Origin of the sequence: Haloarcula rara (genome assembly GCF_029338235.1) — an archaeon.
GTDB lineage: Archaea > Halobacteriota > Halobacteria > Halobacteriales > Haloarculaceae > Haloarcula > Haloarcula rara.
This window is the reverse complement of record NZ_CP119785.1, coordinates 2612234-2631376: the sequence shown is the minus strand read 5'-3', so window position 1 is coordinate 2631376 and position 19143 is coordinate 2612234. Positions and strand designations below refer to the sequence as shown.

General features: G+C 65.7%; 18 protein-coding genes. 5 read left to right on the top strand and 13 right to left on the bottom strand.

Going from position 1 to position 19143, the window contains the following annotated elements:
• Positions 1 to 9 precede the first annotated feature (9 nt).
• Positions 10 to 960 carry an MBL fold metallo-hydrolase gene (locus tag P1K32_RS14000; protein ID WP_276250323.1) on the top strand — a complete coding sequence of 317 codons (951 nt, stop codon included), beginning with the start codon at positions 10 to 12 and terminating at the stop codon, positions 958 to 960.
• Here the strand turns inward: P1K32_RS14000 and P1K32_RS13995 are convergent.
• Genes P1K32_RS13995 through P1K32_RS13970 form a run of 6 tightly spaced genes read right to left on the bottom strand, consistent with a single transcriptional unit; the run spans position 952 to position 7173 of the window.
• A complete protein-coding gene (locus tag P1K32_RS13995) occupies positions 952 to 2511 on the bottom strand; it encodes an NADH-quinone oxidoreductase subunit N (protein WP_276250322.1) in 1560 nt (519 codons plus the stop codon). The two genes, P1K32_RS14000 and P1K32_RS13995, sit on opposite strands and share 9 nt — an antisense overlap.
• The gene (locus tag P1K32_RS13990) at positions 2512 to 4041 is read right to left on the bottom strand and encodes a complex I subunit 4 family protein (RefSeq protein WP_276250321.1); all 1530 of its coding nucleotides are present in this window, start codon (positions 4039 to 4041) and stop codon (positions 2512 to 2514) included.
• Positions 4042 to 6147: an NADH-quinone oxidoreductase subunit L gene (gene nuoL, locus P1K32_RS13985; RefSeq protein WP_276250320.1), complete on the bottom strand. Its 2106-nt coding sequence runs from the start codon at positions 6145 to 6147 to the stop codon at positions 4042 to 4044.
• Between the two features lie 2 nt (positions 6148 to 6149).
• Positions 6150 to 6455, bottom strand: coding sequence for an NADH-quinone oxidoreductase subunit NuoK (gene nuoK / locus P1K32_RS13980; protein ID WP_276250319.1), 306 nt, complete (start codon positions 6453 to 6455; stop codon positions 6150 to 6152).
• A complete protein-coding gene (locus P1K32_RS13975) occupies positions 6455 to 6907 on the bottom strand; it encodes an NADH-quinone oxidoreductase subunit J family protein (protein ID WP_276250318.1) in 453 nt (150 codons plus the stop codon). The genes nuoK and P1K32_RS13975 overlap by 1 nt, the downstream gene beginning before the upstream one ends.
• Positions 6904 to 7173 (bottom strand): NADH-quinone oxidoreductase subunit J, encoded by a 270-nt coding sequence (locus P1K32_RS13970; RefSeq protein WP_220587816.1) that lies wholly within the window; start codon positions 7171 to 7173, stop codon positions 6904 to 6906. Before P1K32_RS13970 ends, P1K32_RS13975 begins: the two co-directional genes overlap by 4 nt.
• 206 nt (positions 7174 to 7379) lie before the next feature.
• Between P1K32_RS13970 and P1K32_RS13965 the strand changes: the two genes are divergently transcribed.
• Positions 7380 to 7877, top strand: coding sequence for a PPC domain-containing DNA-binding protein (locus P1K32_RS13965; RefSeq protein WP_276250317.1), 498 nt, complete (start codon positions 7380 to 7382; stop codon positions 7875 to 7877).
• A gap of 129 nt (positions 7878 to 8006) precedes the next feature.
• Positions 8007 to 8753 carry a response regulator gene (locus tag P1K32_RS13960; RefSeq protein ID WP_276250316.1) on the top strand — a complete coding sequence of 249 codons (747 nt, stop codon included), beginning with the start codon at positions 8007 to 8009 and terminating at the stop codon, positions 8751 to 8753.
• Positions 8754 to 8792: 39 nt separating this feature from the next.
• Here the strand turns inward: P1K32_RS13960 and P1K32_RS13955 are convergent, their stop codons facing one another.
• The 6 genes from P1K32_RS13955 to P1K32_RS13930 all read right to left on the bottom strand — a co-directional run bounded on the left by P1K32_RS13955 (position 8793) and on the right by P1K32_RS13930 (position 13914).
• The gene (locus P1K32_RS13955) at positions 8793 to 9254 is read right to left on the bottom strand and encodes a NuoI/complex I 23 kDa subunit family protein (RefSeq protein WP_220587819.1); all 462 of its coding nucleotides are present in this window, start codon (positions 9252 to 9254) and stop codon (positions 8793 to 8795) included.
• Positions 9255 to 9291: 37 nt separating this feature from the next.
• Positions 9292 to 10287, bottom strand: a complete 996-nt coding sequence (locus P1K32_RS13950) for a complex I subunit 1/NuoH family protein (protein WP_419181069.1) — start codon at positions 10285 to 10287, stop codon at positions 9292 to 9294.
• A 50-nt stretch (positions 10288 to 10337) separates the two neighbouring features.
• Positions 10338 to 12014, bottom strand: coding sequence for an NADH-quinone oxidoreductase subunit D (locus P1K32_RS13945; RefSeq protein WP_276250314.1), 1677 nt, complete (start codon positions 12012 to 12014; stop codon positions 10338 to 10340).
• A complete protein-coding gene (locus P1K32_RS13940) occupies positions 12011 to 12703 on the bottom strand; it encodes an NADH-quinone oxidoreductase subunit B (RefSeq protein ID WP_276250313.1) in 693 nt (230 codons plus the stop codon). Before P1K32_RS13940 ends, P1K32_RS13945 begins: the two co-directional genes overlap by 4 nt.
• Positions 12696 to 13109 carry an NADH-quinone oxidoreductase subunit A gene (locus P1K32_RS13935; protein WP_276250312.1) on the bottom strand — a complete coding sequence of 138 codons (414 nt, stop codon included), beginning with the start codon at positions 13107 to 13109 and terminating at the stop codon, positions 12696 to 12698. The genes P1K32_RS13940 and P1K32_RS13935 overlap by 8 nt, the downstream gene beginning before the upstream one ends.
• Before the next feature lie 145 nt (positions 13110 to 13254).
• A complete protein-coding gene (locus P1K32_RS13930; protein ID WP_276250311.1) occupies positions 13255 to 13914 on the bottom strand; it encodes an AIR carboxylase family protein in 660 nt (219 codons plus the stop codon).
• 100 nt (positions 13915 to 14014) lie between these two features.
• On the opposite strand from P1K32_RS13930, the gene P1K32_RS13925 reads away from it, so the two are divergent.
• A complete protein-coding gene (locus tag P1K32_RS13925; RefSeq protein WP_276250310.1) occupies positions 14015 to 15295 on the top strand; it encodes a HEAT repeat domain-containing protein in 1281 nt (426 codons plus the stop codon).
• Between the two features lie 39 nt (positions 15296 to 15334).
• Positions 15335 to 17014 carry a phospholipase D-like domain-containing protein gene (locus P1K32_RS13920; protein WP_276250309.1) on the top strand — a complete coding sequence of 560 codons (1680 nt, stop codon included), beginning with the start codon at positions 15335 to 15337 and terminating at the stop codon, positions 17012 to 17014.
• A 108-nt stretch (positions 17015 to 17122) separates the two neighbouring features.
• Here the strand turns inward: P1K32_RS13920 and P1K32_RS13915 are convergent, their stop codons facing one another.
• Positions 17123 to 19036 carry a Hef-associated nuclease gene (locus P1K32_RS13915; RefSeq protein ID WP_276250308.1) on the bottom strand — a complete coding sequence of 638 codons (1914 nt, stop codon included), beginning with the start codon at positions 19034 to 19036 and terminating at the stop codon, positions 17123 to 17125.
• Positions 19037 to 19143: the final 107 nt, after the last annotated feature.

Genomic DNA, 19143 nt, shown 5'->3' with positions numbered 1-19143 from the left:
GGTCGGGATATGTTCACACGGGTGTCGATTCCGACGCCGTTCCAGGTGGGTGCGGTCAACACCTACATCGCGGGCCGAACCATCGTCGACCCGGGACCAGACAGCGAGGAAGCGTGGTCCCGGCTGCTGGAGGCTCTCGAAGCCCGCGAGCTGGCGCCCAGCGACATCTCGCAAGTGCTCGTCACACATCCACACCCCGACCACTTCGGGCTGGCCCACCGGTTCCGGGACGCCGGCGCGCGGGTACTGGCCAGCTCTGAAGGGGCCGACATCATGCGGGATTTCGGTGCCCGCCTCCGATACGAGCAGTCCTACTTCACGGACTTCTTCGAGCGCTGTGGCATCTCCAGAGAGACCGCAAAGGCGGTCACACAGCTTCCCGAGGCCTTTCTGCCCTACGCACAGAGCGTCGACACGGACCGCGAACTCGACGCCGGTGACACCCTCACCGTCGACGACGAACCCCTCACGGTCGACAGTGTCGCCGGCCACGCCGTCGGCGAGCGCATCTTCTCGTACGACCACGAGGGTCGCCGCGAGGCCCTCGTCGGCGACACGGTGCTTGTCGACATAACGCCTAATCCCTTCCTGCAGCCACCGCCGACGGCCGGCGGCCAGCGGCCACGAGTCCTCCCGGCGTTCAACGAGTCGCTACGCTGGCTCCGGGAGCAGGGCCACGACCGCTTTCTGACGGGCCACCGCGAGCCGGTCGAGTCGCCGCGAGCGCGTATCGACGCCGTCCTCGAGGAACACGACCAGCGCAGCGGCGAGGTGGCCGACATCGTCGGTGAGGGCGCGACGACACCCGTCGACGTCATGACGGCCCTCTTCGGTGACCTCCCGGCCACGGAGTATTTCGCGGGCATGAGCGAGGCTGTTGGCCACCTGGACGTGCTGGAAGAACGGGGTCGCGTCGAAAAGCGGTCGAGCGGCGGCGTGTTCGTGTACGAGCTACAGTAGTTCGACGGCGCGGAAGGCGACCTCGGAGACGTAGCCGAAGCCGGGAATCAGGAGCACAGTGATGACCGCCGCCGCGACGATGGCGGTGTACAGCCCCGTCGGGTAAGATTCGATCGTCCGCTCGCCCGTGGGCTCCTCTATCCACATCGCCTTGACGACCCGTGAGTAGTAGAACAGCGACAGGGCGCTGTTTATTACGAGTGCGGCCGCGAGCGACCACGCGCTGACGTTCAGGGTCGCCTGGAACAGGTAGAACTTCGAGAAGAACCCGCCGCCGATGGGCAGGCCGGCCAGACTGAACAAGAACACCGTCATCGCCGCGCAGGCGACGGGTGCCTGTTTGCCCAGGCCGTTGTAGTCCTCGAAGCGTCGGCCGACGCCCCAGTACTCCGCCAGCGCGATAAAGAGGAACGCGCCGGTGTTCATGAAGCCATAGACAAGCAGGTGGGCCATCCCGGCGCTCATTGACAGGGCCATGCCGTCACCGGTGGCGGTCAGCGCGGCCAGTCCGATGAGGACGTAGCCGGCGTGGCCGACCGAGGAGTAGGCCAGCATCCGCTTGACTGTCTCCTGGGTCGCCGCGGCGAAGTTCCCGATGAACATCGTCGCGATGGCGAGCACCTGGAAGACGACGAACCAGTCGACCGCGCCGCCGGTCTCGGCCAGCGCGCCGATGGGGAAGGCCACGGCGAACGCGCGGAACGCAATCACGAAGCCCGCAGCTTTCGAAGCCGAGGAGAGGAACGCCGATATCGGCGCGGGCGCGCCCTCGTAGGCCTCCGGCGCCCAGAAGTGGAAGGGGACGGCGGCCATCTTGAACGCGAGCCCGCCGATAATCATCACGATACCGACGCCGAGGATGGACATCTGCACCGAGGCGCCACTCGCCTGTGCCTCGATGCTCCCGTCGACGACGGTCTGGACGGTGCCTGACTGGATGGCCGTCGCGACGGCGTCGAATCGCATCACACCGGTCGCAGCGTACACAAGCGAGATGCCGTAGGCCAGCACCGACGACGAGACCGCACCGATCAGGAAGTACTTCAGCCCCGCCTCGACGCTCCCGCGGTTCTTCTTCAGGAAGGCCACGAGGGCGTACGAGGGCAGCGAGACGAGCTCGAAGGCGACAAAGCCCGTCGCCAGGCTGTTCGCGGCCGAGAGCAGGCTCATACCGGTCGCCGACAGCAGGACCAGCGAGTAGAACTCCGCCTGGTAGGCGTGTTCGCGCACGTAGTCCATGCTGGCGAGGGTCACCAGCGCGGTGACGCTCGCGACGATGGTCATGAAGAAAAGCGCCATCTGGTCGACGACCAGCTGCCCGCCAAAGAGGACGGCCGGACCGCTCCCGCCCTCACCGGTCGGAATGCCGACGCCGCCGTACAGCAGGTACACCGCGGCGGCCAGCGAACCGAGCGAGCCGGCGACGGCGATACCGCCCAGTACAGTGGTGTTCGTCGTGTCCGGGTCGATGCTGTCGGCAAGCAACAGCACGAGCGCCGCTGCGCCAAAGGCGAGTGCGGGCGCAGTCGCGAGCCACGTCGGGTCGACCATCTATGCACCACCTCCGGTGAGTGGGGCAACAGCGTGTTGTATCATGTCCAGCGAGAGGTCGGGAGCGACACCCAGTGCGATGACGAGCAACAGGAGGACAGCAAGCGGCGCCACGTCGTGGACGGCTGCGGGACCGACCTCGTAGTCAGTCTCCAGGTTGAAGCCGCCAAAGAGGGTGCGCTGCATCGCCCACAGCAGGTAGCCCGCGACGATGACGATGCCGAACATCGCCAGCGACGTGAGCACCGGGGCGCTCGCACCCAGCGTGGCCGCGTTGAACGCGCCCTGGAAAATGAAGAATTCGGCAGCGAAGCCGGCCATCAGCGGCAGGCCCATGTAGCCGAAGGCCGCCGCGACGAAGATGCCGACCGTCCACGGCATCCGGTCTGCGAGCCCGGACATATCGCCCACCATGCGCGTGTGGGTCGTGTTGTAGATGACGCCGACCGTCATGAACATCAGCCCGGAGATGAGCCCGTGGGCGACCATCTGGAAGGTCGCACCGCCCATCCCGAGCGGGGTAAAGGCGACCAGCCCCAGGATGACATAGCCCATCGACGAGATAGAGGAGTACGCCACGATGCGCTTGAGGTCACGCTGGGCCAGGGCCAACATTGCGCCGTAGATGACCGAGACGACGCCGACGATGGCCAGCGGCACCGCCAGCTGGCGGGCCGTCGCCTCCAGCATCGTGAAGTTGAATCGCAGCAGTGCGTAGGTTCCCATCTTCAGGAGGACGCCGGCAAGCATCACCGACACCGGCGTCGGCGCCTCGACGTGGGCGTCGGGCAGCCACGTGTGCAGCGGGAAGACGGGCACCTTCACCGCGAAGCCGATGAACATCAAGACGAAGGATATCGTCGCCAGGCTGTAGCCGGCGAAGGTGGGCAGGCCGGTCGCGCCCCGGAACGCCGTCGCCATCGCGGGCAGGGACAGCGTCGTCACGTCGGTCGCGAACACGAGGGCGAAGAGACCCGCGAACATCACCAGCGAGGCGACGTTCGTGTAGACGAAGAACTTGATAGCTGCGTACTTCCGGCGTGGGCCACCCCACACGCCGATGAGGAAGTACATCGGGATGAGCACGCCCTCCCAGAAGACGAACCAGAGGAAGAAATCCAGCGCGGTGAAGACACCGATGAGACTCACTTCCATCAGTAACATCAGTCCGTAGAACTGGGACTGGCGCTCGTCGATGGGCGTCCAGGCCGAGACGATGGCCAGCGTGGTCAGGATGGTCGTCAGCGCGAGCAGCGGCATACTGACGCCATCCAGACCGACGTAGTACTGGACGGTGTACTCGCCCAGGTTGAGCCACGGAATCTGGGTCCCGAAGGCGACCTCACCGGGCGAGAGCAAGGCGTTCCCGGCGCCGTTGTAGTCGGTCAGGAACACGTAGTACATGTAGGTCGTCAGCGCGACCGGAATCACGCTGATGCCGGCCGCGAGCTTCCCAGCGAAGCGGTCGGGCGCAAGCATGACGATACCCGCACCGAGCAGCGTCACCAGCAGGAGGGTCTCGACCAGCATTCAGAACCACCCCCCGGCGAGCCCGAAGACGACCAGCAAGAGCACGAGCCCGAGGGTCAGTAGCGTCGCGTAGTTGCTGACGACGCCGGACTGGATGCGTCGGGCCCGACGGCCGCCAAAGAGGCTCACGGAGGAGACGCCGTTGACGACGCCGTCGACAACGCCCTGGTCGAACTTGTCCATCGCGCGGGCGACCGGGTACGTGAGCCCGGTCGCGAGCCACACCTGATACTCGTCCTGGTAGTAGTTGTGCATGAGTATGGTCTTCACACCGCCGAGCTTGTCCGTGTGTTCGACCGGCTCGGGCCCGCTGTACAGCGAGCGGGCGACGAGCAGGCCAGCAAGCGCAAGCGCCAGCGAGAGGGCCGCCGAGCCCAGCAGCGTGCCGATAGAGCCCAGCGGTTCGCCGACACCGACACCGGCGACGTCCTTGAGCAGCACCTCGTAGTGGTGGAACCCGGTGTTGAGCGCTGCCGGCCAGCCGCCCTCGTCGGGCCCGTTGAGCCACTTGTGGAGGAAGTCGATATGTGCGCCAGTCAGCTTCGCGACCGGCGCCATGTTGATAAAGCCGACCGTCGCTGCGAGCACGCCAAGCACCGAGAGCGGGCCCTTGACGTTCCAGCCGACCGAGACCGGGTCACGCGCGATATCGGTCCGGGGCTCGCCGTGGAAGGTGAGATACACCATGCGGAAGGTGTAGAAGCCGGTCATGAAGACCGCAAGCAGCCCGAACGTGTACGCGAGCAGGTAGACCGGGCCGAGGCCGTTCGAGCTCCCGAACCCGTGGATGAGCGCCTCGTACAGGACCTCGTCCTTCGACCAGAAGCCGGCGAAGGGAACGATACCGGCCAGTGCCAGCGAGCCCGAGAGGAACGTCCAGTAGGTCACTGGCATCCGGTCTTTCAGGCCGCCCATGTCCCACATGTTCTCGTTGTGGTGCATGGCGATGATGACCGACCCCGCGCCGAGGAACAGGAGCGCCTTGAAGACGGCGTGAGTCGTCAGGTGGAAGACCGCGGCCACGTAGCCACCCGAACCCAGTGCGAGCATCATATAGCCGTACTGGGAGATGGTGGAGTACGCGAGGACCTGTTTGAGCTCCTGTTTGACGACGCCCATCGTCGCCGCGAACAGGGCGGTAAAGCCACCGACCAGCGCGATGACCGCGAGCGCCGTCGGCGAGATTGCGTAGAACCCGTACATCCGCGCGACGAGGTAGACACCGGCCGCGACCATCGTCGCCGCGTGAATCAGCGCCGAAACCGGCGTCGGGCCTTCCATCGCGTCGGGGAGCCAGGTGTGCAGCGGGAACTGCGCGGACTTCCCGATGACGCCGCCGAGCACGAGCAGGCCCAGCACGGTGAACCACGCCTGCGGGCCCATGCCGACGGTCTCGAGCATGGCAATCGGTCCGGTCGCGCCGTCGACGATGGCAGCCTCGGCCAGCGCCGGGAAGCTCTGTTCGACGACCTGGCCGCCCTCGCGGATGGGGGCAAAGAGGCCGGTGCCGAACGTGGCGATGATGCCAACGACGCCGATGAGGAAGAAGTAGTCACCGAAGCGGGTGACCAGGAACGCCTTCTTCGCGGCGCTTGGCGGGCCGTCCTCGCGGAACCAGAAGCCGATGAGGAGATACGAACACAGCCCCACCAGCTCGAAGAATATGAAGGCCATCAACAGGTTGTTGGCCACAACGAAGCCGAGCATGCTGGCCGTAAAGAGGCCGAGTCCGGCGTAGTAGCGCGGGAGGCCAGTCTCGCCCTCGTCGTTCATATAGCCCAGCGAGAAGATGTGGACCAGGAAGGCGATGAGGGTGACGATAAGCAGCATGAGCGCCGACAGCGGGTCAAGCAGCAGGCCAAAGCGGAGCGTGATGGAATCGACCCCGGCGACCCACGTGTAGATAAACTCGTTGTAGGACGTGCTCGACCCGACGAAGCCGGCCACGTCGAGGGCCACCCAGATAGAGAGCACGAGCGACAGTCCCGTCGCCGCGATACCGGCGAGGGCGCCGCCTTTGGGCATCCGGTCGCCCAGGAACAGGGCGACGAGGAACGATACGAACGGGAGCAGGACGATTGCCGGAGCGTATGTGAATGCAGCCATCGTTACCACCTCATCGTCGTCGCTTTGGTCACGTCCACGTCACTGAAGTTGCGGTACAGAACGAGGATGATGCCGATACCGACGGCCACCTCGGCGGCCGCGATGGCCATCCCGAACAGCGCAAAGACCTGTCCGGTGAGGTTGCCGTGCTGGAGCGAGAACGCGACGAAGTTGATGTTGGCCGCGTTGAGCATCAGCTCGACCGACATCAGGAAGATGAGCGCGTTCCGTCGCGTCAGCACACCGAACAGGCCGATACAGAAGATCGCGGCCGACAGCAGGAGGTAGTACTGAGCAGCGACCGCCATCAGTTGTCACCCCCATCGGCGCGTTCGCCGCCGTCGGACCGTGGGTCCGACGAGGCTCGCAGACCATCGGCCTGCTCACCGCCGTCGGCGGCGACGGCGTCCGCTGGCTCGTCCGCACCGGAGCCGAGACCAACGTTTTCACCGGCTTCCTCGCGCTTTGCGAGCATCACCGCACCGTCCAGTGCGGCATCGAGGAGGACGCCGATAAGGAGGAACGCGACCAGGAACCCCTCACCGGGGATGGCCGCCTCACCGTCGTCCATGAGCTGTCCCGGCGCGATGTCGAACATCGCCGCGCCGAGGCTCTTCGTTACCGCGGCCCCGTCGGGAAAGCCCGCCGGGACGGGGAACGAGGCGGTCAGGAAAACGGTTCCGAGGACGACGAACAGCGCCACGGCGGCGAGTCCGGCGACCAGGCTCCCCTCGGTGTTGAGTCGGGGTCGGTTCGTCATGGCGTCACCTCGATGACGGATTCGTCCTCTCGGGTCAACATCACGGCGAACGTGATGAGGATGAGGACACCGCCCACGTAAACGAGGATTTGCATCGTTGCGACGAACGCCGCCATGTTCAACACGTAGAACACGGCGACGCTGACCAACGAGACGCCCAGTAACAGCGCCGAATGCCAGACGTCACGGACTAACACGACGCCGGCCGCGCTGCCCACCGTCACCAGAGCGAACAGCGCGAACGCGATTGACTCGTACAGTGCCATCTTGGTTGACTCTCTTGGCGGCGGCCCTTTGAAGATTCCTCTTTCGCCTCGCGCGAGCGAGCGCGTGATAGACGCGACTGGACGTGAAATCCAGGGGACAACATCGCAGAGCCCCCGATATCAGTCGGCTCGTCGACAGCTGATGGAACACCTGGGCTGCCGGCTGTTTCGGTAGCTACTTCACCGATTAAATTTAGATACGCGTAATGGAAATCCGGTCCGTCCAGTCCGTCGGAGAGTACGTCGGGACGATGAAACCTGGCGAGGACTGGCGCGCAGAACTGGAAGCGATGTACGCGGCCGCGGACGGCGATGCGGCCTGGTTCACCGCCATCGGCGGTCTCACGGACGCGGAGGTGTCGTTCTACGACCAGACGTCGTGTTCGTACGGCCCGACGAGGTTCGACGAGCCGATGGAAGTGGCATCGTGTGCGGGCAACGTCGCACAGATTGAGGGCGACGAACCCGCACCGTACGCCCATACACACGCCGTGCTCGCGCAGTCCGACGGCTCCGTCGTCGCCGGCCATCTGAACGCGGGGACGGTGTTCGTCGGCGAGGTGTATATGCGCGTTTTCGATACGGATTTCACCAGGGAAGCGGCCGAGACGCCGGTGCTGCGAACCGATGAGTCGTGGGACGAGCGTGTCAACGACGGCGACCGCGAGACCGACCCCGTCACTGGGCTCAAACTGTGGCGGTGACTGCGTCACCACCGTCGCCACGCTGACTCCACCAAGCCAGTGAGCCTGCGGGTTCTCGACCGCCCGATCTTTTCACCGGGTAGCGCTGCGAGCAAAAGCTTATCTTGCCTCTAGACATCAGTTCACACGATGTCGGACTCGTCGGGCGACCCGATACGCGTACTCCACGTGGACGACGACCCGCGGCTATGTGAGCTCGTCGAACTGTATCTGGAACGGGAGCGAAGCGGGCTCGACTGTCGCGTCAGGACCGAGACGTCCGCGACAGCGGTGCTCGAGACTATCCAGAGCGGTGACGCGACTGTCGACTGTCTCATCTCCGACTACCGGATGCCTGGGATGAACGGTATCGAGTTGCTGGAACGCGTCCGCGAGACCCATCCCGAATTACCCGTCTTGCTGTTCTCGGGCGAGGAGACGAACGAGGTCGCCAGAGAGATTATCAGCGCGGAGGTCACCGATTATCTCCGGAAGGGCCACGGCGCGGAGCAGTACGCCATGCTCGGTCGCCGCGTCAGACACGCCGTGGACTCGGACGGTCAGTTCGACGCGACGAGCGAGACCGAACTCGACGGTGTGGGTGTAGTCGGGCGCGACGGCCACTACCGGGACGCCGACGAGAGCTACGCCGACTGTTACGGCTACGACCCCGAGGAGATACCGGGCAAACACTGGGCAGAGCTCCACCCCGACGAGGAAGTCGAACACATCCGAACACACGTCTGGCCCGTCGTCCGGGACGGGGGTAGGTGGCGCGGCCACAGCGAGGGGCTCCGGGCGGACGGCACCACCTTCACCGAATCGAAGATGGTGACGACGCTGGAGGACGGACGGCTCCGTATCGCCGTCTCGGAACTCGACGAATCGGACGGGTGACAGATGGTACCGAACTGAAAAAGTGGTCGCGGCGAGTCGCTACTGATAGTCGACTTCGCCGTCGCCTTCGCCGATCCACGCACCGCGGTCCGGTTCGCGCGATTCCAGCGGGTCGATGTCCTTGTACCACGGGACGTTCTTGAGTTGCTCTTTGTCGTAGGCGAACTCGTCTTTCGTGTCCGCGGTGAACTCGAAGTTCTGGGTCAGGAGGATAGCGTCGACGGGACAGACCTCCTCACACAGTCGACAGTAGATACACTGGCCGATGTGGAGGTTGTACTGCTCGCCGTTGCGCTGGTCGTCCTGGACGATCTGGATGGTGTTGTTCGGACAGACGTTCTCGCACTGTCGACACCAGATACACCGTTCCTGGCTGAACTTGTGGACGCCGCGGAAGCGGGGGCTCACCTCGGGGGCGACGTCAGGGTACTCCACCGTGAACGTCTCCCCGTCGAGGGCGTGTTTCATCGTCGTCGCCATGGATTTCATGATGCCAATCATTGGTAGGTACCTCCAGCGGTCGCAATCGCGGCGGTCATCAGGCGATCACCCCGACGATAACCGCAGTCAACAGCAGGTTCGCAAGCGAGAGCACGAGCATCCCTTTCCAGCCGATTTCGATGAGCTGGTCGATACGGACACGCGGGACGGCCGAGCGCGCCCACTGGGTAAAGAGGAAGACGCCCCAGATCTTGATGAGGAACCAGACGATGCCCGGCAGCACCGGACCAGCCGGCCCTCCGAGGAAGATGGTGGCGATGATGGCGCCACCGAGGAAGATGTGGATGAACTCGCCCAGGTAGATGAGGACGAAATACACCGAGGAGTACTCGGTCTGGTAGCCGGCAACAATCTCCGTCGGCGCCTCCGGGATGTCGAAGGGGTTCCGACCCACTTCGGCCAGGTTCGCTATCATGAACAGAGCGAACGCGAAGGGGTTGACGAAGGCGTACCACGACGGAAGCGGGCCGATGAGCGTCTGGCTCTGAGCCGCGACGATCTCGCTCATCTGGAGCGAGCCGGCGAAGATGACCACGGAGGCCCCCGTCAGAATCAGGGGAATCTCGTAGGCCAGGTTCTGTGCGACCGCACGCAGGCCGCCGAGGAAGGAGTACTTGTTGTTCGACGCGTAGCCGGCCATCACCAGACCGACGGAAGCCATCGAGGCCGTGGCGAAGACGTACGCCAGACCCACTTCGGGGTCGGCCAGATGCAGCCCGTTCCCCATCGGGATGACGGCAAAGCCAAGCAGCGCAGAGCTCGCGATTAGTAGCGGTGCCAGGTCCCACGCCGGGCGGTCGACGCCCTCGGGAACGATGAGCTCTTTCGAGAGGAGTCGCACCGAGTCAGCGACGATGATGAGCAGGCCGAAGGGGCCGATTCGGTCGACCGCGATGCGGTCGGTGAACGCGGCCGTGATCTTCCGCTTTGCCCACGGTCCCGCAAGGGCCGTGTTGGTCATCATCAGCGTGCCGATGAGGGCCGCGCCGATGAGGCTCATCAGAATCATCACCGGGACGCTATTGGGGTCCATGCCCGCGAGTTCCGCGAGCGTCTCGGGAAGCGGAGCCGACTCGGGCGCCATCAGCGGTCCACCTCCCCGAGCACGATGTCGAGGCTACCGAGCGAGGCAATCATGTCTGGGATGTACTCGCCCTGGGACATCTCGGGCAGCGTCTGGAGGTTCGAGAAGCACGGACTGCGAATCTTGAACCGGGCCGGCTTGTCCGTGCCGTCCGAGCGGATGTAGATGCCGAGTTCGCCCTTCGCGGCCTCGACGGCGCGGTATATCTCTCGGTCCGGGTCCGGACGCAGCGTCCGGGGGACGTTGGCCTGAATCTCACGGTCGTCCTCGGGCCACTGTTCGAGCAGGTCGACACACTGCTCGATGATGCGGGCCGACTCCTCGACCTCGCGCATTCGGACGAGGACGCGGCTGAAGTTGTCACAGCCGGTCTCCGTAACCACGTTCCAGTCCAGCTCGTCGTAGTAGCCATAGGGGTCGTCCCGTCGCAGGTCGTAGTCGACGCCCGACCCGCGGGCGACGGGGCCGGTCGCGCCGTAGGACTTGGCCAGCTCCGGCGAGAGAACGCCCGTGTCGACACAGCGCATCTGGAAGATCTCGTTGCCCGTGATGAGGTCGTGGTACTCCTCCAGCTTGTAGGGGAGGTCATCGAGGAAGTCACGGACCTTCTCGAAGAACTCCTCGCGGGGCTCGGGCAGGTCCCAGGCCACCCCACCGAGGCGGAGGTAGTTGAACATCAGCCGCTGGCCGGTGAGGTCCTCGAGGATGTTCTGGACCACTTCGCGGTCGCGGAACGCGTACTGGAAGATGGCGGTGAAGTCGCCGAAGACGTCCAGTGCGAAGGTCCCCAGCGCGAGCATGTGCGCGGCGATTCGACACAGCTCGGCGGACATCGTCCGGATGACCTGTGCGTACTCGGGAACCTCGATGTCGGCGAGGTCCTCGGCCGCACGCGCGTAGGCCCACTCGTTGAGGATGCCCGCAGAGACGTAGTCCCAGCGGTCCGGGTACGGCATTATCTGGTGCCGGTAGGTCCCGTTCTGACACATCTGCTCCTCACAGCGGTGCAGGTAACCGATATCCGGGTCGATGTCGGCTATCTGCTCCCCGTCCAGCACCGTCTTCACGTGGAGAACGCCGTGGGTGGCCGGGTGGTGTGGTCCGATGTTGACGAACATCGTATCGGGGTCGTCCTCGCTGCGCTTGTCGTCCTGCAGCGGATTGGCGTTCTCCCGCAGCGTGACGATCTGGGGCTGGCTCTGGTTGTAGTCCTGGCTGAGCGGGTGGCCCTGCCAGGTGTCGGGCAGGAGGATGCGGCGGAGGTCCGGGTGGTCGTCGTAGTCGATGCCGACCAGGTCGTAGGCCTCGCGCTCGTGCCAGTCTGCAGTGTCGTAGACGCGGGCGCCCGACTGGTTGTGCGGGTCGTCCTTGGGCGAGGGCACGACGATGGACAGCTCCTGTGTCGGGTCGTCGTACTTCCGCAGGTGGTAGATAGACTCGTAACGGTCGTCGTACTCCTGGGCCGTGACACAGGCGCAGTGGTCGAAACCGGCTTCGGTCTTCAGCGTCGAGAGGACGTCTTGGACTTCGTCGGGACGGATGACGAACCCTTCCGCGTTAACGTGGGTTTCGCGGTCTAGTACGTGACCGCCGAGCAGGTCCGCCAGCGCGTCGTAGTCCAGCCCGTCCTCGGTGACGCCGATTTCGGCCGGTGTGGTGGGTTTCTCTAGGCTCATGGCGAATCGTCCCAGTTGTACCGCATCACGAGGTCGTCCTCGTCGATTTCGTCGGCGAGGTGCTGGACGAGTTCGTCCTGGTCCAGGTCGCCGAACTGTTCGAGCTCGTAAGGCTTGACCGTCACCGGCGAGGACTCGCCGTTGGCGATGCGCTCCTGGAGCTTGGCGACGCCGTAGACGAGCGCCTCGGGTCGCGGCGGACACCCCGGAACGTGGATGTCGACCGGGATGACCTCCTCGGCGCCCTTGACGACGTTGTAGCCTTCCTGGAACGGGCCGCCCGAGATGGTACACGAGCCCATCGAGACGACGAACTTGGGCTCGGGCATCTGGTCGTACACCCGCTTCATGCGCGGGGCGAACTTCGAGACGATAGTCCCCGGGACGATGATGACGTCGGCCTGTCGCGGCGACGCCCGCGGAATCCCGGCCCCGAAGCGGTCCAGGTCGTGTTTGATGGCGTACGTGGCGATCATCTCGATGCTACAGCAAGCGATACCGAACTGCAGCATGAACATCGAGGAGCCACGAACCCAGTTCATGAACTGGTCGAACTTGGTGAGGATGAACGGCGTCGAACCGAACGCCTCTCGCAGCGTCGAGTTGAACCGGTCGTCCGCACCCTCGCCCATCCGGGCTTCCTGGGTCGATACGTCCTTCACTGCCGGTGGTGTCTGGTCACTACTCATACGTGTCTGCCCCCTTCGTGGCGCGCGAACTGCGCACCCATCTGACTGCACCGTTGCGCCATGCCCAGCCGAGTCCGACGGCGAGGATACCGATGAAGGCGACCATCGGCAGGAGCGCCCTCGTCATCCCGACCGCGCCGACGGCGTCGCGGTAGATGACCGTCCACGGGAAGATGAGGACGGTCTCGATGTCGAAGACGACGAACAGCAGCGCGACCATGTAGTACTGGATATTGAACTTGATCTTCTGGCTGCTGCCAGTCGGCACCTCACCGGACTCGTAGGTGGCGGTTTTGCCTTGTTCGGGGACGCTCGGTCGCAGCAGGCTCGAGACGAACATCATCGTGATGGGTATCGCGAGGGCTACGACGGCGAGCGCACCGATGGCAATCCATGGATTACTCATTCCGGAATCTCCTATCGTGCGACGGTTAGGAGTACTCGCATATAAGGGTTGATAACCGCCACGGCGGCGGAATTCGGGCGCCTCGGACAGTTACGTCTATCTGTGTACGACCCCCTGTCAGGACCCCAGGAGTGAGGCCGTGGTATTATTCGTCGTCGGCGTCCCAGTACTGGTCTTTGAACCCGGGCGTCCCCAGTTCGTGGAGGTCCCGTGAGACCTCGCCGACCCCCTCTTGCAGGCTCTGGTGGTAGTCCACGAGCCGGTCGCGCAGTTCGTCGTGCTGCCGGGAGAGCATCTGGACCGCAGTCAGTGCGGCGTTGAACGACTTGCCGGCGTCGACGGCGGTGATGGGCGCGCCCTGTGGCATCCCGATGACGGAGTCGACGGACTTCTCCTGAACGGGAACGCCGATGACAGGCAGCGGATAGGCGATGCTGGCGGTCATGTTGGGCAGGTCGGCCGACTTGCCGCCCGCGCCCGCGATGATGACGTCTATGCCGCGGGCCTCGGCCGTCTCCGCGTAGGCGTACATCAGGTCCGGGGTCCGGTGGGCCGAGCAGACGAACGTCTCGAACGTGAACCGGGCGTCCGGGGCGTCCGTGTACTCTGTCTGCTCTTCGAACCCGAGTTCGTCGGCGAGGGCGGCGTAGGCGCCCGGGCGCTTCCCCTTGCCGCCGGCCATCGTCGGCAGGTCCGAATCCGAACCCATGACGATGCCGATATCGGGCGTCTCGCCGGCCGGGAGGTCCATCTCGGCTTCCTCGTGGAGCTGGTCGATTATCGACTGCACGCTGTCGGCGGTCATGGTCGGCCATCCACGCCGGTCGCACCTAATGCAAACGGTTTCGGCTGGCGTCGGTCCGGAAAGGAAAACGCTCTTAGCCCGGACACACACACCTGCGTACATGAGCAACGGGGACGACGAGACGGCGGATTCCGAGCCCGCCGACGAGGAAACCAGCGACGTGCCTGACACGACGGTCAGTGCCGAAGACCTCCACGAACGGCTCGACGAGGCCGAACAGGAACTCGAAGCGGCCGAAACAGAGGCCGCCCTGGACGGCGTCGAGGAGCGCCTCGACAGCACCGAGAGCGACGTCGAAGGGCTCCCGGAACCGGACGAGGACGACGAGGAGGCCGAGGACCCGGCCGAGGAAATCGAGTCGCGGCTCTCGGACCTTCGGGACGACCTCGAGGCACAGCGCGGGCCCTACGCCGAGGACGTCGTCGGGATTCTCGAAGACGCACAGACGACGCTCACCGACAGCGAGTGGACCGACGACGGCGAGGAGGACGCGCTCGCCGCCGTCGAATCGTTCCTCGCCGAGGTCGCCGACTATCTCGACCGCGACGTCGATATCGGCGAGGACCTCGAGGCGGCTGCCGACGCCGTCGGCTCGGTCGCCGAAGCGGTCACTGCCGCCGACCTCGACGCCGACGCGGACGCAGACACCATCGCGGACCTGCTGGAAGCCGCCGAAGGGCTGGAGGCGGACCTCGACGCCGCCGAGGTCTGGAGCGACCTCACCGTTCAGGAACAGCTCGACGCCAAGGGCTTTTACGACATTCTGACCAACGAGAACCGGAAGGACTTCCCGCCCGAGTGGAACGCCGCCAAGCTCCACGCCAAAGAGGGGAACCTCGAACTGGTCCTCTATGCCTTCGACAAGCTGGGTTCGGATTTCATGGAGGAGTACTTCCTCGATATCTTCTATCATCTGGGCAGCGACGCCGAACCGGCCTTCGAGAAGATGCACGAGCTCGCCCAGAAGCGCAACAAGGGCCCCATCGAAGTGCTCGGGAAGATAGGCGACGACCGCGCCTGCGAGACGCTCCACGAGTTCATCGAGGGCGACGGCGACCCCGCACTCCAGAAGGTGACGCTCCGGTCGCTGGGCGCCATCGGGAGCGAAGAATCGGTCCAGCCGGTCGCGAACCGGCTCGCGGCAGAGAGCGACGAGGTGCGCTCGGTCGCCGCGCGCACGCTGGGCCTGCTGGGCGACACCCGCGCTGTCGAGCCCCTGGCCGACGTCCTCGAAGGGGACGACAGCGACGAGGTCCGGGCCTCTGCCGCGTGGGCGCTCCGCCAGATAGGCACCGAGGGCGCACTCGAGGAAGCCGCCAAATACACCGACGACCGCGCGTATCTCGTCCAGTCCGAAGCCGAGAAGGCCGCCGGCGCGTAAGCCGAACCCTTTTGACCGAAGGCGGGGCCAGCCCCGCCGATGCGACTCCGCCGCCTGTCCGTCGCCGTCCTCGTCTGCTGTGGGCTCCTGACTAGCGGGTTCGTCGGCCCGCTCCCGGCCGCTGGCGACACCCCGGAATCACTGACCAAGTCAGCTACCGGGCCGGCAATCGCACCCGCGGAAGCGTCCGGGACGCAGAACACACGCCCCGATATCCACGCCATCTACCCGGACCCCGTCCGGGGCGGCGACCGCGGCGAGTTCGTCGTGCTCGCTCTCCCGAACGGAACCGCGCTCGGTGGCTACGCGCTCACCGACGGCGACACGACGACAGCGCTCCCGAACCGAACGATGAGCGGCCGGGTCGCCGTGACCGACGCTCCCGATGCCGTCCGGAACCTCACCGACTATCCCGTCGTCGGGGTGGACAGCGCGCCGTCACTCGCAAACGGCGGTGACAGCGTCCGGCTCACCCGGAACGACACCACAGTCGCGAGCGTTCGTTACAGCGACACCGAAGAGGGCGAGCTGGGCGTCGTCGCTGGGTCGACGATTCGCTGGCGACCGCTCGGTGCGACCGACCGCCCCGTCGTCAGGGGCGGCCCCGGCGAGGTCCGGGCGTTCACGCTTCCGGACGCGCCGAAGGCACCGCTCGCACCCATACGGAACGCGACCGCTCGCGTCTACCTCGCGGGCTACACGCTCTCCTCTGTCCGGGTCGCTGACGCGCTCATCGACGCACAGCGCCGGGGGGCCGAGGTTCGCGTACTGCTGGAAGGCGACCCCGTCGGCGGGCGCACCCGGGCTGAAGCGACCACGCTGGACCGGCTCAACGAGGCCGGTATCGAGGTTCGGGTCGTCGCCGGGCCGCGGGCGCGGTATCGCTACCATCACGCGAAGTACGCCGTCGCCGACGACCGCGCAGTCGTCCTGACCGAGAACTGGAAGCCAGCGGGGACGGGCGGAAAGAGCAGTCGCGGCTGGGGCGTGACGACGAACCAGTCCCGTGTCGTGGAGGGGCTGGCGGCGACGTTCCGCGCGGACGCCGGTTGGCGCGACGCCGTGGTGTGGGCTGACTACCGCGAGGGCCGGTCGTTCGAGCGCGGGGAACCGGCAAACGGCAGCTATCCGTCCCGGTTCGACGCGACGACGGTCCCGGTCGAGCGGACAGAACTGCTGGTGACGCCCGACAACGCCCAGGACTCGCTGGTCGCCGAAATCGACGCGGCCAACGACTCAATCGACGTGATTCAGCCCACTGTCGGGGACTGGGAGGCCCCGCTCATGCGGGCGCTCCGGCGGGCCGCGAAACGCGGTGTCGAGGTCCGACTCCTCCTGAGTTCGGCGTGGTACGTCCGCGAGGAGAACCGGAAGACTGTCGAGCGGTTCGACGAGTGGGCAGAGCGGACTGGCGCGCCGCTTTCCGCGAAAGTGGCCGACTCGGGCGACCGCTACGCGAAGATACACGCGAAGGGCGCGATACTCGACGGCGACCGGGTCGTCCTGGGGAGCCTTAACTGGAACGAGCAGGCCGCAACGGCGAATCGCGAGGTGGTGCTCGTCCTGCACGGCCCCGAGGTCGCGGCGTACTTCGGCCGCGTGTTCGAGCGCGACTGGAACGGCGGGCGGCCGTCGGTCCCGCTTGGCATCGCGGCCGCCGTTCTCGGCGCGCTCGTGGTCGCCGGGCTGGCCGCTCGGCGCGTCCGCTTTACGCGATAGAGCTCTCTGAAAAGTGCCGTCGCCGCGTCATACTGTCGGCTGTAACATTACGGCAGAATTCGGCGCCTCGGGGCGCCGAATATCTCCACGTACTTACAGCCAACAGTATCAGACGTCGTCGGGCAGCGCCGTCGAACTCGCCAGTTCCTCGTCGATCTCCGCATCGGCCATCTTCTCGACCAGGGCGTCGATGACCGTCTCGCGCATGCCCTTGACGAACTTGATCGAGCCGACGACGAGGTGACCGCCACCCGAGACGCCGCCACCGTCGACCTCCGCGGTCAGTTCCGTGACGTAGCGGGGGATGTCGAGCCGGACGCCGTCAGACCGCAGGACGGCGAAGTCGGGGCCGTAGCCGATGGTGATGACGGGGTCGCCGGTCTCGGCGACCTTCGCGTCGTGGATCTCGCCCGTCGTCTTCCCGGGCGCGGGGTAGGTAAAGCGATAGGCGTGGTTCTCGACGTCGATCTGGTAGAGATGCGCGCCGTTGTCGAGGCGTTCGTGCTCTACGTGTTCAATCGCGGCGTCGAGTTGCTGGTCGACGTCGCGCTCGGCCTTCTCTGCCAGCTGATCGACGAGCTCGGTGTGGCGCTGTCGGTCGTCGCAGTCGACGTTGAGCACGTCGGTGATGAGCTGGTCGCCCGAGCTGTAGCGCAGCCAGTGGGTCGCGTAGTCGAGCGCCTCACCGATGTCCCGCAGGTCCCGCTCGTCGTACCCTCGCTCCTCCGCCAGCCCGAGGTAGTCCGGCATCGCCTCGCCTTCCGAGCGGTCCGAGAGCCCGGCGACGGCCGGCACGTGCTGGAGCTCCTCGGTGAGGTCAGGCGCGATCATCCGTGCCAGCTCGACACACATCATTCCGGTCGTGATGCGGTAGTCCTCGTCGTGGAGGTAGGGGTTGACGTGCTCGGTGATGTACGGCTCGACGGCCTCGGGGTCCGGGTGGTGGTGGTCGACGACGACCACGGGGATGTCGTAGTGACGCAGGTTCCGGTAGGCCGGCGTGTCCTCCTCGGTCGAGCCGTTGTCGAGCATCAGGACCAGCGGGAGCTTCTGGCCGTGCCGGGTGCGGTCCTCCAGCGCGAAGTTGAGGTCCCGGGTGACGTCCTCCATCTCGTAGTAGGGCGCCTTGCTCGGCAGGCGCTTGAGGAGGTGCTGGGGCGCGTCGCCGTCCTCGTAGTGGTCCGCGATGAAGCGTTCGAGGGCGACCTGCAGCGGGACGCTCGCACAGAGGCCGTCGCCGTCGGCGTGATGGCGCATCCGGATGGGGCGGCCCTCCAGAACGGTCTTTCGGAGCTCGGTGGCGACCTGTCGGAGGTCCTCCCACAGCTTCTCGAAGGCTGGCCACTCGACGAGCGGGTCGATGTCGGCGGGCTCGGCCGCCGCCTCGAGCGCGTCCGCGAGGGTGGCTTCGACGTCGACCGCCTCGTCGCCCTCGAGGCGCGCCAGCGCGTCCACTTCTACCTGGACGCCGCCGTTGCGCTCCTCGGCGCGGCCGGAGACCCGGACGACGTCGTCGATTTCCACGTCGGGGTGGGCCCGGACGCCGGCCTCCTCGAAGGCCGCACACGGCACGACGCCGGTCCCGTCGCGGACCTGGAAGATGGTGGGGCCGCCGGTCTGTTTGATCTGGACGACCTCCCCCTCAACGACGACGGTGTCGCCGGTCGCGTCACCGAGCGCGTCGACATCGGCGGCGGTCCCGTGGGGGACGTGTTCGGTCTCGTAGTCGGTCACCTCGACCTCCTCGAAGCTCATGTCGCCGTCGGAGCGCACTTCCCCGAGTTCGACGACGAGCGTGTCGCCCTCCTCGTAGGTCCCCTGGAGGTTCGAGTCGTGGACGAGCCCGGAGACGGCATCGGAGAGGTCGACGAAGACCCCGTAGTCGACGACGCCGTTGACCGTGGCACGGTAGCGCGAACCCACGTCGACGTCGTCAGCGGTACAGCCAGCGGCGAGATCATAGACGGTGGCTCCCGAATCGGGAGCCTCGGCACCGTCGTCGGTGCCAGTTGGCGAAGACATTTGCCGTCACTTCGACACTCGCCGGTTTGTACTCTTCGAAATCGCTGGCTAGCAAGTATCGGGTTCAGTACTGTCGTAATGGCCACTATGGATGACAACCGCCAGAA

What these genes read in the sequence shown, in the direction of transcription:
- P1K32_RS13955 (WP_220587819.1), bottom strand. Translation starts at nt 9,254, where the DNA reads ATGATTGGCATCATGAAATCCATGGCGACGACGATGAAACACGCCCTC.
- P1K32_RS13970 (WP_220587816.1), bottom strand. Translation starts at nt 7,173, where the DNA reads ATGGCACTGTACGAGTCAATCGCGTTCGCGCTGTTCGCTCTGGTGACG.
- P1K32_RS13950 (WP_419181069.1), bottom strand. Translation starts at nt 10,287, where the DNA reads ATGGACCCCAATAGCGTCCCGGTGATGATTCTGATGAGCCTCATCGGC.
- P1K32_RS13975 (WP_276250318.1), bottom strand. Translation starts at nt 6,907, where the DNA reads ATGACGAACCGACCCCGACTCAACACCGAGGGGAGCCTGGTCGCCGGA.
- nuoK (WP_276250319.1), bottom strand. Translation starts at nt 6,455, where the DNA reads ATGGCGGTCGCTGCTCAGTACTACCTCCTGCTGTCGGCCGCGATCTTC.
- P1K32_RS13960 (WP_276250316.1), top strand. Translation starts at nt 8,007, where the DNA reads ATGTCGGACTCGTCGGGCGACCCGATACGCGTACTCCACGTGGACGAC.
- P1K32_RS13965 (WP_276250317.1), top strand. Translation starts at nt 7,380, where the DNA reads ATGGAAATCCGGTCCGTCCAGTCCGTCGGAGAGTACGTCGGGACGATG.
- P1K32_RS13915 (WP_276250308.1), bottom strand. Translation starts at nt 19,036, where the DNA reads ATGTCTTCGCCAACTGGCACCGACGACGGTGCCGAGGCTCCCGATTCG.
- nuoL (WP_276250320.1), bottom strand. Translation starts at nt 6,147, where the DNA reads ATGGCTGCATTCACATACGCTCCGGCAATCGTCCTGCTCCCGTTCGTA.
- P1K32_RS13920 (WP_276250309.1), top strand. Translation starts at nt 15,335, where the DNA reads ATGCGACTCCGCCGCCTGTCCGTCGCCGTCCTCGTCTGCTGTGGGCTC.
- P1K32_RS13995 (WP_276250322.1), bottom strand. Translation starts at nt 2,511, where the DNA reads ATGGTCGACCCGACGTGGCTCGCGACTGCGCCCGCACTCGCCTTTGGC.
- P1K32_RS13930 (WP_276250311.1), bottom strand. Translation starts at nt 13,914, where the DNA reads ATGACCGCCGACAGCGTGCAGTCGATAATCGACCAGCTCCACGAGGAA.
- P1K32_RS13945 (WP_276250314.1), bottom strand. Translation starts at nt 12,014, where the DNA reads ATGAGCCTAGAGAAACCCACCACACCGGCCGAAATCGGCGTCACCGAG.
- P1K32_RS13940 (WP_276250313.1), bottom strand. Translation starts at nt 12,703, where the DNA reads ATGAGTAGTGACCAGACACCACCGGCAGTGAAGGACGTATCGACCCAG.
- P1K32_RS14000 (WP_276250323.1), top strand. Translation starts at nt 10, where the DNA reads ATGTTCACACGGGTGTCGATTCCGACGCCGTTCCAGGTGGGTGCGGTC.
- P1K32_RS13935 (WP_276250312.1), bottom strand. Translation starts at nt 13,109, where the DNA reads ATGAGTAATCCATGGATTGCCATCGGTGCGCTCGCCGTCGTAGCCCTC.
- P1K32_RS13925 (WP_276250310.1), top strand. Translation starts at nt 14,015, where the DNA reads ATGAGCAACGGGGACGACGAGACGGCGGATTCCGAGCCCGCCGACGAG.
- P1K32_RS13990 (WP_276250321.1), bottom strand. Translation starts at nt 4,041, where the DNA reads ATGCTGGTCGAGACCCTCCTGCTGGTGACGCTGCTCGGTGCGGGTATC.